The following is a 14,471-nucleotide window of genomic DNA, read 5'->3' on the forward strand; positions in this document are numbered from 1 at the left end:
CGCTCTTTGACACAACCGAGCGCAAATTGTGGCCTAGCCCGTTTTCCGCTCGTCAATTCGCTCGGGGTCGGGCGTAGCCGTGGAGGAAGGCGTGGACGCCGGTGCTGACGGTGTCGGCGAGGTCGGGCGTGGGGCCTCCGCGGTAGGACGGGTTGGATCCGGAGATGAGTTGTGAGAAGTGCAGGGCTGCAACCATCGGGTCGTCGATCGTGAGCAGGCCGTCGGCGGCGAAGGCTGCGAACCGTACGGCGATGGCGCGCCGAACCGCCAGTGGGCCGGCCTCCTGCCAGGCGTCGATGGCGTCCTGCGGGATGTGACCGGCCTCGGCGTTGACCTGCCGGACCAGGGCCGAATGCTCGGCGAAGTCGGGGATGGGTGTCCGCCAGGCGATGCCGAACGCGACCAGGTCGGACTCCAGGTCGGTGATCTCGGTCAGGTGGCTCTCGACGATGGCCAGTTGCGCGGCGGCGACGCTGGTCGCGCTCGCCTGGATCACCGCTTGGAACAGCCCGGCCTTGTCGCCGAAGTGGTTGTAGAGGGTGCGCGTCGAGACGCCGGCCGCGGCCGCGATCACGTCGATACTCGCCCGCGCATAGCCGTCCCGCGCGAACACACTCAACGCCCCGGTCAGCACATCCTGCCGCTTGCTGCTACGAACCACGGAATCCCTCTGGTCTAGGTACAACGCTCGTTGTACTTTAGCGGGTATGGCATTCACTGAGGAAGAGCTGAACTACCTGAAGACCCAGCCGCTCGCCCGGCTGGCCACCGTCGGAGCGGACGGGCAGCCGGACGTGGTGCCGGTGGGGTTCGAGTACGACGGGACGTACTTCTACATCGGCGGTGCGATGGAGCCGGGGCGGACGCGCAAGGTGCGCAATGTCGCGGCGGGGCAGCAGCAGGTGGCGTTCGTGATTGACGACCTGGTCTCGGTCGACCCGTGGTCGCCGCGGTTCCTGCGGGTGTACGGGACGGCCGAGGTGGTGACGCGCGCGGGGCGGTTCGGTGCGGGGCCGTATTTGCGGATCACGCCGACGACGAGTTGGAGTTGGCACCTTGACGGGCAGGCGCTCGACCACGACGACCTGTTCGGGCCGCGGCGGACGGAGCACGCTGTCAGTTAGAGGCGGGCCTTGCTGCGGCGGCGTTTGGTGTCCTGGAGGAAGAGCCAGGCCACTGCGGCGCCGGTGACGAAGCCGCCGAGGTGACCTTCCCAGGAGATGTTCGGGATCAGGAAGGACAGTACGGCGGTGATGGCGACGTAGCCGAGGATCCAGGTGACGTCGAGGTTGCGGGCCCGGCTGACCACCAGCAGGGCACCGACCAGGCCGAGTACGGCGCCGGACGCGCCGAGGGTCGCCGAACCGGGGGCGCTGATGAGCCAGACCGCGATACCGCCGCCGAGGGCGGACAGCAGGTACAGGATCGTGAAGCGCAGCCGGCCGAGCATCTGCTCCAGCGGCGGTCCGATCTGCCAGAGCATGAACAGGTTCGAGAAGATGTGGAAGATCTGCACGTGGGTGAACGCCGACGTGAGCAACCGCCACGGCTCGGACTCGACCAGGATCGGGAACAGCACCAGATCGTTGAGGACCTGCGGGCTGCCGACGCGAACCGCGATGAACACGAGCACGTTGAGCGCGAGCACGGTCATCGTGATGACTTGGGGATTACCGCGCTGGATGCCGCCGAGCGACGTACGGGTCCGCGGGATCGACTTCACGCCCTCGTTGAAGCAGCTCGGGCACTGGAAGCCGACCGCCGCGCTGTTCATGCAGTCCGGGCAGATCGGGCGGTCACAGCGCTGGCAGCGGACACCGGCGGGCCGGTCCGGGTGCCGGTAGCAGACGGAAGCGGTCGTCACGGCGGGTCCTCCGGGGGAAGGCGACGGGACCGGTCCCTCGACCGGTCCCGCGGGGGTGGATCAGGCGTTCTTGCGCTCGATGACCACGTGGTTGATGACGACCGGGTCGATCGGCCGGTCGGCGGCGGCGGTCGGAACCACCGCGATCTCGTCGATCACCTTGCGCGACGCGTCGTCGGCGACCTCGCCGAAGATCGTGTGCTTGCGGTTCAGGTGCGGGGTCGGGGTCACGGTCACGAAGAACTGCGAGCCGTTGGTGCCCTTGCCGAACTGGATCCCGGCGTTCGCCATCGCGAGCAGGTAGGGACGGTCGAACTGGAGCTCCGGGTGGATCTCGTCGTCGAACGAGTAGCCCGGGGTTCCGGTGCCGGTGCCGAGCGGGCACCCGCCCTGGATCATGAAGCCCTGGATGACGCGGTGGAAGCCCAGGCCGTCGTAGAACTTCTCGTGGCTCGGCTGCCCGGTCTGGGCGTCCGTCCACTCCTTGGTGCCCTCGGCCAGGCCGACGAAGTTCTCCACGGTCTTCGGTGCGTGGTTGGGGAACAACCGGATGACGACGTCACCCATCGTCGTCTGCAGGGTCGCGTACAGCTCTTCGGCCACGGGAGTCACTCCTCGGTAGTTACATCTGACGCCATCGATCCTGTCACGTCCGGGCAAGAATCCGTGGGACCGGGGGTTTGACAGGTGGGTACGCGTACGATGCAGATGAGACCGGATTTGTCCAGAGCGGTATCAGTTGCGTCCATGGAGGGAACTGTGGGTTTGAGGAAGTCCAAGGGCCGGATCGACATCGCGAAGGACCGCGTCCGGCCGTTCGCCGAAACGGCATCGGAGAAGCTCGGCCCGGCCGTGGGCACCGCACGGGAGAAGGTGTCGCCGTACGCCGAGAAGGCTGTCGAGCGTGGCGCGCACCTGGCCCACGTCGCGGTCGAGAAGGCCGGACCGCGGATCGACGATGCCCTGGCCAAGGTCGGACCGGCCACCGAGCACGCCGCCGAGAAGGCGCGTGAGCGGTTCAACGACGACGTGCTGCCGAAGGTGTCGGCCGCGCTGGCGTCACTGGCGGCCGCCGCCGAGCCGGTGGTCGAGGAGACCTCGCGTCGTGGCAAGGCCACCAAGGCCGCGCTGCGCGGCGAGATCGACGTACCGAAGAAGAGCCACAAGCTCCGTACGGCGGTGCTGCTGCTCGGCCTCGGTGCACTCGCTGCCGCGGCTGTGAAGAAGCTGCTGACCCCGCCGGAGCCGGCCTGGCAGTCGACGCCGACCAGCGGCCGTGACTACAGCTCTGCCGCGGCTCCGCGTTCCCAGAGCTCGGAGACTCAGAGCGCGAACGGGCACACGGCGGCAGCCAAGACCGAGACCCCCAAGCCGGAGGCTCCGAAGGCGGAGACCCCCAAGGCCGACGAGACCAAGGTCGAGGATGCCAAGCCGGAGGTTAAGGCGTCGTCCAACGGCACCGCGAAGAAGACCACCACCAGGAAGTCGACGGACACCAAGCCGTCGGATTCCTGAACCGAAGTACCGCAACGGCGAAGGCCGCGATCCCCGGTGGGGGTCGCGGCCTTCGTGGTTGATGCCTGCAGTCAGATCGGCTGCGGCTCGGCGTCGGGCTCCCCGTGCGTCGCGGCCATCGTGTAGCGGCCGGCCGACAGGAGCTGGGTGGCATAGCGGTGGGTGATACACGGATAGGTGCCGCCGCAGTGGGTGCAGAGCGCGTGGTTGCGATGCATCCAGGGGACGATGCCGAAGCGTTTGGTGCGCGTGAGTGGCTCGCGGTCCGGCGCGTGCATCTGGAGGGCGGTGCGCGCGGCGTCCTGGATTTCGGGAGCTGACCACTCCTCGGCGCTCTTGTTCATGAGCTCGCCGAGATCGGGGTGCGGGTGGGGGGTGGAGCGAGTCTTCGTCATGTGGGCGTCTTCCGAGGCAGGTGGGAGGACGGCCGGTCGGTCACTGGCTGAATCGTTTGATTCTTCGGTGATCGATCGATCGCTGATAGCAACGGTAGTCCTGCCAAGTCCAACGAGGCGCGCCGCGCGGGGCTATGTCGGTGTCAGATCTTCGTCAGGTTTCGCTGCGTGCTCGGTCAGGACCACAGGGTCTCGAAACTGACCCGCGCCTCGAGCTCCAGCAGATGCCGTTTGGTCGGGATGCCACCACCGAAGCCGACCATCTTCCCGCCGGCCCCGACGACCCGGTGACAGGGCACCACGATCGGCAGTGGATTGCGGTTGCACGCCGTCCCGACCGCGCGGGAGGCACCCACGTCGTTCGACACGATCTTCGCGACATCGCCGTAGGTCTGCATCTCGCCGTACGGGATCGTGGACAGGTGCTGCCAGACCGCCCGCTCGAAGGACGTCCCGCTGGTGACGGACAACGGTAGGTCGAAATCCTGCAGGTCGCCGGCGAAGTACGCCGTGAGTTGCTCGGCGGCGCGGCTCAGCAGCGGGTCGGACTGCTCGGGATGGTCCAGCCGCTGGAAGCTGACGCGGCACAGACCAGTGGTGTCCACGGCGAGCGAGAGCTCACCGATCGGTGAATCGATGACGGACCAGCGCATGTGTCCTATCTTCTCGGGCGGCACCGACACTTTGGGCGACTCCTGTCCTACATTTGGTCCATGCCGAGCCCCCGGCCGCAGCAACCGCCGCTGGATCGATGGTTCAGTTCTGAGCGGGCGATGGGGTTGGCTTCGTCGGTGCTGATCGGGGTCGTGACGATCACCACGTGGGCGACCACCTGGTCGGACTGGTACTCCTATCGGACGGTCGAGCGGTACGGCGATGATCCGGACCGGCTCGCCGAGGCGGACCTGTTCTCGGGGTCGCTGGGGATCATCTCGGCGCTCGCGCTGTTCGCGGCGGCCGCGGTGTTCATCGTCTGGCTGTGGCGGGTGCGCTGGAACGCGGAGATGTTCTGCCGGGGTGAGCACCGGTTCACGCGCGGGTGGGTGATGGGGAGCTGGATCTGCCCGGTGGTGAACCTCTGGTACCCCAAGCAGGTGGTCGACGACATCGTCGCGGCCAGCGATCCGCGGACGCCGCCGCAGACCGAGTCGCTGCGCGACCTGCCCGGTACCCGGCTGGTCTGGGCCTGGTGGCTGACCTGGGTGGTCGGTCTGGTCTCCGGCAACATCGTGCAGCGCGGCGTCCTCGGTGGCGCGAACACGGTCGGGGACCTGCGGACCAACGTGATCCTGTCGACGATCTCCGCGCTGGCCACGTCGGCGGCCGCCGTACTGGCTGTTCAGTTGATCGCCCGGATCGATGACCTGCAGGCGAACCGGCCCTGGGTGCCTTGGTGGGCGGTCGATCAGTACCAACCGCCTGCGCGGTAAACCAAACCGTTACACACTGTCGGATCTGTCGTTACAAGTGGTGATGGCCGTACGAAAAGAACACGTTAAGTCGATACCCTCCGTGCTGGGACCGGCTCCCTTGGCGTACCTACTTCGTGGTATCAATGTGGCTCGGTCATGCGGGGGCAGGTTCTGGCCGAACCGACTAACAGACGGAGTTCCGGCAACGCGAGGGACGCACGACGTGAGCCACCCGCAACCTGCAGTGCTGTCCGCTGTACAGCAGCACCAACCCGACGACGAGTGGCAGTCGCACGCAACTGAGGAGTTCCAGCAGGTAGGTACGGTCGGCAAGATCGCGATCGGACTGCTGGGCGCGTCGACTGTCACCCACCTGCTGTCCACCTGGTCCGACTGGAACACGTATTCCGTGGTCCATCGCTACCTCGGTGGGATGCCGAACGTCGACGACGCGGATCTCAATCGTGCCGACGCGATCGCGAAGGTCACCGCGATCCCGAACGTGATCATCTCCGTCGCCGCGGCCGTGGTCTTCGTGATCTGGCTGTGGCGCGCGCGGGTCAACTCCGAGGTGTTCTGCCAGGCCGACCACCGCCGCAGCCACGGCTGGGTGCTGGCCAGCTGGTTCGTCCCCGGCCCCAACCTCTGGTACCCGAAGCAGATCGTCGACGACGTCTGGCTCGCCAGCGACCCGAAGACCCCGGTCTACACCGATGACCTCCGCCGGTTCCGGACGCCGACCCTCACCTCCCTGTGGTGGGTCGCCTGGATCGGCGCTCTCACGTTCGACGTGGTCGTTCGCCGGTTCCTGATGTGGATGGAAGCAACGGTCGGTTCGCTGCGCGGCATCGCCTTCGCCGGTACGGCGTCGCTCGTGCTGACCGGAGTGTCCGCTGTCGCCGCGACCCTGGTGATCCGCAAGATCACCGCGATGCAGACCGAGCGCGAGTGGACCCCGTGGTGGGACCAGCGCGAGCCGAAGCTGACCGCGGTCCCGACGTACGCGAACGACGACACCGACGAGCAGCCCGCCATCGCCGAGCCGATCGCGAGCTCGGCGCAGGTCGGCCTCGCGTCATCGCCCACCCGCCGCCTCGAGCGCCAGCCCGAGTTGCAGTTGGCCGGCGGCGGTGCCGCACCGGCCGCGGGCAGCCCGTTCGCCGCAGCGGCAAACGCCCCGGCCGCCAGCCCGTTCGCAGCACCCGCAGGTGGGTTCCCTGGCGACGGTGCGGCTGCGGGGTCGTTCCCCGGTGGCAGCCCGTTCGGGGCGGAGGAGCCTGCTGAGGAGGCGCCCAAGTGGAGCCCGTTCGCTCCGGTGGCGGAGAACTGGCAGAGCGAGCAGTCGGTCGACGCCGGTCCTTCCACCGAGCAGTTCGACGCGGTGTCGACCTGGCAGGACGAGACCAGCAGCACGAACGAGCAGACGGCGTACCAGCCGCTCAAGCCGTCCTGGAGTGAGTACCTGGGCTCGTCGGCCGACGAGGACCCGCTGGCCGCGGCCAAGAGCCGGTGGATGAGCGACGAGCCGTCCCGGACCAGTGTCCAGCCCGACCCGTACGCGTACCAGCCCGAGCAGGCTGACCCGGAGCCGTCGTGGGCCAGCAGCTACTCCGAGCCGTACACGTCGTACGAGAGCACTTCGGACTATCTGACTTCGACGGCATCCCCGTCGTACGAGCCCGCACCCGAGCCTGAGCCCGCGCCCGTTGCGCGCGCTGGTCGCAGGGCCGCTCGGGTCGCGGTGGACAGCCCGTCGGTGATCCAGGAGACGCACAGCGTCTACCCGCCGTCGCACGAGCCCGCCTCGACCGGGTACTACGAGCCCGCGCCGGTGCAGGCACCGCAGGACGACTTCCTGACGCCGTCGAAGCCGCTCCCGTCGGTCCCCGAGTACGGTCCGGAGCCGTCGTACGGCTCGGAGACCCCCTCGTACGGTTCGGACTACAGCAGCTCGTCGTACGAGCCCTCCAGCTACCAGTCCTACGAGACGCCGGCGACGGACTACACGTCGTCGTACACCTCGGAGTACACGAGCACCAGCAGCTACGACTCGACGCAGTACGGGTACAACTCGGACTACACGAGCAGCGCCTACGAGCCGTCGACCCCGTCGTACGACACGTACAGCCCGACCTCGTACAGCGGTTCGGAGTACACGAGCACCACCGAGTCGACGCCGTCGTACGACAACTACAGCTACCGCAACGAGTCGTCGTACGGGCAGCAGCCGGCCGAGGAGTACCCGTCGTACACGCCGGAGGAGCCGAGCCAGCCCGAGCAGCCGACCGGCCCGCGGACCCACCCGCGTCGTCGCTGGACCTGATCGTGCCGTTCGCGTTCTCCACCCTCGGGTGCCACGGTGCACCCCTGGACGAGGTGCTGAAGCTTGCCCTGAGCAACCAAATCACCGGACTCGAACTGCGGACCGCGCCCGATGAGTTCACCCACACCGGGCTGTCGGCGGCCGAGCGTCGCGAGCTACGGAGCCGGATCGAGGACGCCGGTCTGGAGATCCTCGCCGTCAGCAGCTACGTCAAGCTCTGCGCGGTCGAGGAGCAGCCGCTGGAAGCGCACCTTGAGCTCGCCGCCGATCTCGGTGCCCGTGGTGTCCGAGTCTTCCCGGGTGACGACCCCACCGACGAGACCGGTGCGGGCGAGTTCCGCGCTCTGGACCGAGTGGCGACCGCGCCCAAGGAATCCCGGATCCTGCTGGAGACCCACGACTCGCACTCCGCCGGACGCAAGATGGCAGCCCTACTAAGCCTGATCGATTCGAACGTCGCGGGCCACAACGTGCAGGTGATCTGGGACAGCGCGCACACCTGGTCGCACGGCGAGACGCCGGCCGAGGCGTTCGCGCACCTGCGGCCATGGCTGGAGTTCGTCCAGATCAAGCAGAGCGACTCGACGCAGAACTACCGGCCGGTGGCGATCGAGGACGGCGACTTCCCGATCCAGGATCTGCTCAAGGCGCTCGAAGGCACCGACTACCCGCTCTCCCTCGAGTGGGAGACGAAGTGGCACCCGCATCTGCCGTCCCTCGAGGAGACGCTCCCCGCGGTTGCGCGCTGGCTCACTCCCCGCTGAGCGGCGCCGTCAGGTAGCGCGTGACGGTCGGCGCGAGGAAGGCCACGACCTCGTCCTCCGTCAGCGCGGTCACCGGCGGGAACCGCAGGATGTAGCGGCATAGCGCGAAGCCCATGGCCTGCGTGGCGACCAACCCGGCTCTCACGGCCGGCTGATCGACAGCAAGCCGCCCCAGCACCGGGGCGAGCTGGGTGGCGAAGACCTGCCGCATTCGCTCGGCCGCGCTCTCGTTGGTCGCCGCGGTCCGCAACAGCACCCGGAAGGTGTCCTGCTCCTCCCAGCGTGCGAACAGGTGCCGAACCAGCACCGCGCCCACCTCAGCGGCCGGTACGTCGCTCAGATCGGGGAGCCGGACGTCGAACTCGGCCGCCTCCGCGAACAGCTTCTCCTTGCTGCCGAAGTACCGCATCACCATCGCCGGGTCGATCGCCGCGTCGGCCGCGATCGCCCGGATCGTCGCCCGCTCGTACCCGTCGGCACCGAACCGCTCCCGGGCCGCGGTGAGGATCGCCGCGCGCGTTCGGTCCGACTTCCGTTGCACCATCGGGCCAGCATATGCCAACAGGCGTTGACTTCTACCAGACTGCTACTTACAGTGAAAGTCAACAGACGTTGACAAATGCTCGGGGAGGCGGCAATGGACGTCCAGGTCGTAGTGGTGGGTGCAGGACCAGTCGGACTCGCAACGGCGGTGGCGCTCCGGCAGCAGGGGCACGAGGTGGCGGTGATCGACAAGCTCGCCGCGGGCGCGAACACCTCTCGCGCAGCGGTGATCCACGCCGGGACGATGGATGTGCTGGAGTCGATCGGCGTCACCAAGAGCCTGCTCGCCACCGGACTTCCGCTGCCGCAGTTCGCGATTCGCGACGGCGACAAACTGCTGGCGGGGTTCGGCTTCCGGAGCCTGCGAACCAATCACCCCTACACGCTGACCATCCCGCAGACGGTCACCGAGGCGGTCCTGCTGGAGCGGCTGCAGGAGCTGGGTGGCTCGGTGCTGCGACCGGCGTCCGCGGTCGGGCTGACTCAGGACGCCAACGGCGCCCAGGTGACCCTCGACACCGGTGACGTGATCAACGCGCAGTACGTCGTCGCTGCCGACGGCGTCCGCAGCGCGATCCGGGAGCTGGTCGGGATCGCCATGCCGATCGGGACCCCGATGCTCTCGGCCAGCCTGATCGACGTCCGGATCGACGGTGGACTGCGGACGGACGAGGTGACTCTGTACTTCGCCCAGGCGGGCGTGCTCGTGGTCGCGCCCTTCGCGGACGGTTCGTTCCGGCTGGTCGCCGCGACGCCTGATGCGCCAGAGCACCCGGACGTCGCGTACGCGCAGCAGCTGGTGGATGTGCGTGGGCCGAAGTCCGAGCGGCCGATCGTGACCGACATCGTGTGGGGTTCGCGCTTCCGGGTCTACGAACGCGTCGCGGATCGCTACCGGGAGGGCCGCGTCCTGCTGGCCGGCGATGCCGCGCACACGCATAGCCCGGTCGGCGGACAAGGCATGAACCTCGGTCTGCGTGATGCCGTCCGACTGGGCGGCGCGCTGTCCACCGCGCTCACCAGTGGCGACGAGTCCGAGCTCGACGCGTACGTCGTACAGGGCCGGGCGGAGGCGGTTGAGGTCGTGGCGCTGGCGCACCGGTTGACGCGCGTGGCGAACGCGCCGCGACTGCTGCGGCCGCTACGCAACCTGATCCTCGGTCGGGTCGGCCGGTCGGAGTCGGCGAAGCAGCGGGTCGCCCAGCGCATTGCGGGGCTCGCGGGGTCGCGCGACGAAGGTTAGCCCTCGCCGCGCGGAGAATCGCTTCCCCGGGACCGGTGCGACCTCTACCCTCCAGTTACCGCATGCAATGCCTCAACTACTGGAGGTCATCGTGTTCCGTCCCGCCCGATGGACTCGACTCGTTCCCCTCGCACTGGCGGCCGTCCTCGCCGTCGGTGCCGGGAGCCAACTGCCTGCCGCCGTGCAGGCCTCGGCGCCACCGGACCGCAAGGCCGTGGCAGAGCAGAACGACGAGCTGATCCAACTGCTCCGGGTGCACACCCCGACGCAGTCCGACCGTCAGCGGCTGACCAGCCTGGATCTCGACCTGGCCGAGTCAGCCGGACCGACGTACACCGATGTTGTTGCCTATGGCAAGAGTGATCTCCGGCTGCTGAAGCTGGCCGGATTCACCTGGTCGGTCCTGGAGGACGACCTCGAAGGCGCTGATCGGGAGCGCGAGAAGGCCGATGCCGAGTACGCGAAAGCCGTGCGGAACAAGGCGGTTCTGGCCACCTTGCCGAGCGGGCGGACGGCGTACCGGCAGCTTGCCGACTTCAACAACAACCTCGCGAGCCTGGCGCAGCAGTACCCGACCAAGGCCAAGCTGATCAGCCTCAAGGAGAAGTCGCTCGAGGGCCGGACGGTGCAGGGTCTGGAGATCTCGCACGACGTCGCGACCAGCAGCGGCAAGCCGGTGTTCCTGATGATGGGTCTGCACCACGCCCGGGAGTGGCCGTCGGGTGAGCTGACCATCGAGTTCGCCTACGACCTGCTGCAGAACGACGGCACCGACACGCGGATCACGAACATCCTGGAGAAGTCCAAGGTGATCATCGTGCCGGTGGTGAACCCGGACGGCTTCAACCTGAGCCGGACCCTCGGCTACGAGATGAAGCGGAAGAACTGCCGGATCACCAACGGCCAGCTCCCGACCGCAGGTCAGTGCGCGCAGTCGTCGAACCAGTCCCGCGGTGTCGACCCGAACCGGAACTACTCGGGCTTCTGGGGTGGGCCGGGTGCGTCGACCAGCCTGACCTCGGAGACCTACCGCGGTCCGAGCGCGTTCAGTGAGCCGGAGACGCGCAACATCCAGTCGCTGGTGTCCGCGCACCAGGTGACCACGCTGATCACCAACCACACCTACTCCAACCTGGTACTGCGTGAGCCGGGCTACGCGAGTGCGCAGAACACTCCGGACGAGACGGTGTACAAGTCGCTGGGTGACCAGATGGCCGCGCAGAACGGCTACACCAGCCAGAAGGCATACCAGCTGTACGACACCACCGGCACCACCGAGGACTGGTCGTACTACGCGACCGGTGGTCTCGGGTTCACCTTCGAGCATGGTGCGAGCAGCTTCCACCCGGCGTTCTCGAACGTCGTGAACTACTACTTCGGATCTGGCAGTACGGCGGGCAAGGGGAACCGTGCGGCGTATCTGCTCGCGGCCGAGTCCACCATCAACCCGGCCCGGCACTCCGTCGTCACCGGTACCGGCCCGGCCGGCGCCGTACTGCGGTTGAAGAAGTCGTTCACCACCAAGACGTGGAACGGCACCCTGCTGCCCGACGTGCTCGAGACCACGATGACGGTGCCGGCGGGCGGCACGTACACGTACCACGCCAATCCGTCGACGCGCCCGATCACCATCCAGAACGGTGGCGGTACCGAGTCGTGGACGCTGACCTGTGAACGCCCGAGCGGTCAGGTGCTCGAGACCCGCTCGATCACCGTCGCCCGCGGCGGCAGCGTCACCGCCAACCTGACGGCCTGCTCCGCAGCTTTCTAGCCGGCGGTCGACTCCCGGATCTCCAACGTGTAAGGGACGGTGAGGTTGCGACGTGCAGCCTCACCGCTCCCGGCGATCCGTTCGAGCAGCAGTGCGACCGTCTGATCGGCGAGCCAGTCCTTGTCCGCGGAGATCGTGGTCAGCGACGGCGAGTGGTAGCGGCCATCCTCGATGTCGTCGAAGCCCACGACGGCCACATCGTCCGGCACCGACAGACCCGCGTCGGCGAGCGTGCGGAGCGCACCGAGGGCCAACAGGTCGTTGAAGCAGAAGACCGCGTCCGGAGGCTCGGGCAGCTCCAGCAGCGCGCGCATCGAGGCCGCGCCGTCCAGCCGGTGATACCCCGTCCCGGCCAGCTCCAGCGCCGGATCGTGCGGCAACCCGGCCGCCTTCAACGCCTTCCGATACCCACGACGCCGTACGGCGCCTGTCCCCGACGCACCGCCGCCACCGACACCGATGGCCGCGATCCGCCGGCGTCCGAGTGATACGAGATGAGTGGTCGCGTCGTACGCCGCCTGGACGGAATCGACCGCAACATGGTCGAAGGTGCCACCCGTCGTCCGCTCGCCGAGCAGCACGATCGGCTTCCCGCTGCCGACCGCCGCGCTGATCTTCGCCTGTGAACTGGTGATCGGGGAGAAGACGATGCCGTCGATCAGCTGACCGCGCATCCCGTCCAGCACCATCTGCTCGGCGGCCGGCTCGCCCTCGGTCTGCTCGATCAGCACGGTGATCCCGCGCCGCTTGGCGGCCCGCGAGAACGCGGCCCCGAGCTCGGCGAAGTACGCCGAGGCCATCTCCGGGATCGCCAGCGCGATGAAGTCGGAGCGGCCCTTGCGCAGCGAGCGGGCACTCACGTTCGGCCGGTAGTCCAGGTCGGCGATCGCGGCCTCGACCTTGGCCCGGGTGTGCGCGGTGATGTGCGGATAGTCGTTGATCACGTTCGAGACCGTCTTCACGGACACCCCGGCGCGCGCCGCCACATCGCTCAGCCTGGTCGCCATCCGTACCTCCTGTTGCAGACCTGTCGACCGAGTGTGCCACGGTCGCGAGCGGTGAACCCTTTACCGTGGATGTCAATCGTTGTAAGAATCCGCGGTAAACGTTGTAATGCTCTGATTGGTGGAGGTTTCATGGCACGGCTCGTAGTGGATCCGGCGTTCGTCGTCGGAGCGGTGGACCGGCGGTTGTTCGGATCGTTCGTCGAACACATGGGGCGCTGTGTCTACACCGGCATCTACGAGCCCGGGCATCCGACGGCCGACGCGGACGGTTTCCGGACCGACGTCCTCGAGCTGGTCCGCGAACTCGGCGTGACCGCTGTCCGCTATCCCGGCGGCAACTTCGTCTCGAACTACGACTGGGAGGACGGGGTCGGGCCCAAGGACCAGCGGCCGCGTCGCCTCGACCTGGCCTGGCGCGCGATCGAGCCGAACCAGTTCGGCACCGACGAGTTCGTCGCCTGGGCCGGCAAGGCCGAGGTCGAGCCGGTCTGGGCGGTCAATCTCGGCACCCGCGGGATCAAGGAAGCGGTCGAGCTGCTCTCGTACACCAACCTTCCGGCCGGCACCGAGCTCCCCGATCGCCGCGTCGCGAACGGCCACGAGGCGCCGTACGGGATCAAGGTCTGGTGCTTGGGCAACGAGATGGACGGGCCCTGGCAGATCGGCCACAAGACCGCTGAGGAGTACGCACGGCTGGCCGAGGAGACCGCGAACGCGATGCGCCGCGTTGACCCGGAGCTCGAGTTGGTCGTCTGTGGATCGAGCAACTCGCAGATGCCGACGTTCGGCGAATGGGAGCGGGTCGTCCTCGAGGGCACCTACGAACTGGTCGACCATCTCAGCCTGCACGCGTACTACGAACCTCGCGACGACCCGGCGAGTTTCCTGGCCTCGGCCGAGGACATGGACCGGATGATCTCGTCGGTGATCGCGACCGCCGACCACGTCAAGGCACTCAAGCGCAGCTCGAAAGAGATCACCCTCTCGTTCGACGAATGGAACGTCTGGCGCCAGTCCGACTTCCCCGGTGAGCTCGGCCTCGGCATCCGTGAGGTGAGCCCGCTGATCGAGGACACGTACACCGTCGACGACGCGGTCGTGGTCGGCAGCCTGCTGATCACGCTGCTGCGGCACGCCGATCGGGTGAAGATCGCCTGCCTCGCTCAACTGGTCAACGTGATCGGCCCGATCAAGACCGAGCCGGGCGGACGCGCGTGGCGGCAGTCGATCTTCCACCCGTTCGCGCTGACCGCTCGGTACGCCGGTCCGACTGTCCTGCAGACCGCGATCAGTGACGGGCCGGAGATCGACACGGCCGCGTTCGGCCGCGTCCCCGCGCTGTGGAGCACCGCGACGTACGACGAGAAGACCGGCGAGATCGCGATCTTCGTGGTGAACCGGAGCGAGACCGACAAGATCGATTTGGAAATTCCGGCCGGTGGGCTGCGTGCGGTTACGCGGCACCTGGCCCTGTACGACGACGACCGTGCCGCCGTGAACACGGCTGACGATCCGGACCGGGTGGTACCCCGGGTGATCGACGGGACCGCGATCGTCGACGGCGTCTGCACGGCCACGCTGCCACCGGCTTCGTGGCATCTGATTCAGCTCACCGTGTAATCCGAGAGGGGACC

At 67.8% G+C, this 14,471-nt stretch carries 15 protein-coding genes; 8 read left to right on the forward strand and 7 right to left on the reverse strand.

Features of this window, described 5'->3' with window-relative positions; all coding sequences use genetic code 11:
* Positions 1–52: 52 nt before the first annotated feature.
* The gene (locus tag ACFTSF_RS00385; RefSeq protein WP_380151763.1) at positions 53–661 is read right to left on the reverse strand and encodes a TetR/AcrR family transcriptional regulator; all 609 of its coding nucleotides are present in this window, start codon (positions 659–661) and stop codon (positions 53–55) included.
* 46 nt (positions 662–707) lie between these two features.
* Here ACFTSF_RS00385 and ACFTSF_RS00390 point away from each other — a divergent pair, with 46 nt between their 5' ends.
* On the forward strand, positions 708–1,124 hold the full coding sequence (locus ACFTSF_RS00390; protein WP_344160747.1) for a PPOX class F420-dependent oxidoreductase: 417 nt from the start codon (positions 708–710) through the stop codon (positions 1,122–1,124).
* Here the strand turns inward: ACFTSF_RS00390 and ACFTSF_RS00395 are convergent.
* Both ACFTSF_RS00395 and ACFTSF_RS00400 read right to left on the reverse strand, forming a co-directional pair.
* Positions 1,121–1,864, reverse strand: coding sequence for a rhomboid family intramembrane serine protease (locus ACFTSF_RS00395; protein WP_344160750.1), 744 nt, complete (start codon positions 1,862–1,864; stop codon positions 1,121–1,123). The two genes, ACFTSF_RS00390 and ACFTSF_RS00395, sit on opposite strands and share 4 nt — an antisense overlap.
* A gap of 60 nt (positions 1,865–1,924) precedes the next feature.
* Complete coding sequence (locus ACFTSF_RS00400; RefSeq protein WP_380151765.1) at positions 1,925–2,467, reverse strand: peptidylprolyl isomerase; 543 nt, start codon at positions 2,465–2,467, stop codon at positions 1,925–1,927.
* 156 nt (positions 2,468–2,623) lie between these two features.
* On the opposite strand from ACFTSF_RS00400, the gene ACFTSF_RS00405 reads away from it, so the two are divergent.
* The gene (locus ACFTSF_RS00405; RefSeq protein ID WP_380151766.1) at positions 2,624–3,379 is read left to right on the forward strand and encodes a DUF5324 family protein; all 756 of its coding nucleotides are present in this window, start codon (positions 2,624–2,626) and stop codon (positions 3,377–3,379) included.
* Positions 3,380–3,450: 71 nt separating this feature from the next.
* On the opposite strand, the gene ACFTSF_RS00410 is transcribed toward ACFTSF_RS00405, so the two are convergent.
* Both ACFTSF_RS00410 and ACFTSF_RS00415 read right to left on the reverse strand, forming a co-directional pair.
* Complete coding sequence (locus ACFTSF_RS00410) at positions 3,451–3,774, reverse strand: hypothetical protein (RefSeq protein WP_344160756.1); 324 nt, start codon at positions 3,772–3,774, stop codon at positions 3,451–3,453.
* A gap of 176 nt (positions 3,775–3,950) precedes the next feature.
* Complete coding sequence (locus ACFTSF_RS00415) at positions 3,951–4,427, reverse strand: methylated-DNA--[protein]-cysteine S-methyltransferase (RefSeq protein WP_344160759.1); 477 nt, start codon at positions 4,425–4,427, stop codon at positions 3,951–3,953.
* 60 nt (positions 4,428–4,487) lie between these two features.
* Between ACFTSF_RS00415 and ACFTSF_RS00420 the strand changes: the two genes are divergently transcribed.
* From ACFTSF_RS00420 to ACFTSF_RS00430, 3 genes are all read left to right on the forward strand, one after another.
* Positions 4,488–5,204 carry a DUF4328 domain-containing protein gene (locus ACFTSF_RS00420; RefSeq protein ID WP_344160762.1) on the forward strand — a complete coding sequence of 239 codons (717 nt, stop codon included), beginning with the start codon at positions 4,488–4,490 and terminating at the stop codon, positions 5,202–5,204.
* 205 nt (positions 5,205–5,409) lie between these two features.
* The gene (locus ACFTSF_RS00425; protein WP_380151767.1) at positions 5,410–7,509 is read left to right on the forward strand and encodes a DUF4328 domain-containing protein; all 2,100 of its coding nucleotides are present in this window, start codon (positions 5,410–5,412) and stop codon (positions 7,507–7,509) included.
* A 2-nt stretch (positions 7,510–7,511) separates the two neighbouring features.
* Positions 7,512–8,273, forward strand: a complete 762-nt coding sequence (locus tag ACFTSF_RS00430; RefSeq protein ID WP_380151768.1) for a sugar phosphate isomerase/epimerase family protein — start codon at positions 7,512–7,514, stop codon at positions 8,271–8,273.
* On the opposite strand, the gene ACFTSF_RS00435 is transcribed toward ACFTSF_RS00430, so the two are convergent.
* A complete protein-coding gene (locus ACFTSF_RS00435; protein WP_380151769.1) occupies positions 8,260–8,817 on the reverse strand; it encodes a TetR family transcriptional regulator in 558 nt (185 codons plus the stop codon). The two genes, ACFTSF_RS00430 and ACFTSF_RS00435, sit on opposite strands and share 14 nt — an antisense overlap.
* A gap of 93 nt (positions 8,818–8,910) precedes the next feature.
* On the opposite strand from ACFTSF_RS00435, the gene ACFTSF_RS00440 reads away from it, so the two are divergent.
* Both ACFTSF_RS00440 and ACFTSF_RS00445 read left to right on the forward strand, forming a co-directional pair.
* Complete coding sequence (locus ACFTSF_RS00440) at positions 8,911–10,059, forward strand: FAD-dependent oxidoreductase (protein WP_380151770.1); 1,149 nt, start codon at positions 8,911–8,913, stop codon at positions 10,057–10,059.
* Between the two features lie 67 nt (positions 10,060–10,126).
* On the forward strand, positions 10,127–11,830 hold the full coding sequence (locus ACFTSF_RS00445) for a M14 family metallopeptidase (protein ID WP_380151771.1): 1,704 nt from the start codon (positions 10,127–10,129) through the stop codon (positions 11,828–11,830).
* Here ACFTSF_RS00445 and ACFTSF_RS00450 read toward each other — a convergent pair.
* Positions 11,827–12,837 carry a LacI family DNA-binding transcriptional regulator gene (locus ACFTSF_RS00450; RefSeq protein ID WP_344160784.1) on the reverse strand — a complete coding sequence of 337 codons (1,011 nt, stop codon included), beginning with the start codon at positions 12,835–12,837 and terminating at the stop codon, positions 11,827–11,829. The two genes, ACFTSF_RS00445 and ACFTSF_RS00450, sit on opposite strands and share 4 nt — an antisense overlap.
* 129 nt (positions 12,838–12,966) lie before the next feature.
* On the opposite strand from ACFTSF_RS00450, the gene ACFTSF_RS00455 reads away from it, so the two are divergent.
* Entirely contained in the window at positions 12,967–14,457 is a 1,491-nt protein-coding gene (locus ACFTSF_RS00455) for an alpha-N-arabinofuranosidase (protein ID WP_380151773.1), read from the forward strand.
* Positions 14,458–14,471: the final 14 nt, after the last annotated feature.

It is taken from the genome of Kribbella sp. NPDC056951 (genome assembly GCF_042674205.1).
GTDB classification, from domain to species: domain Bacteria; phylum Actinomycetota; class Actinomycetes; order Propionibacteriales; family Kribbellaceae; genus Kribbella; species Kribbella yunnanensis.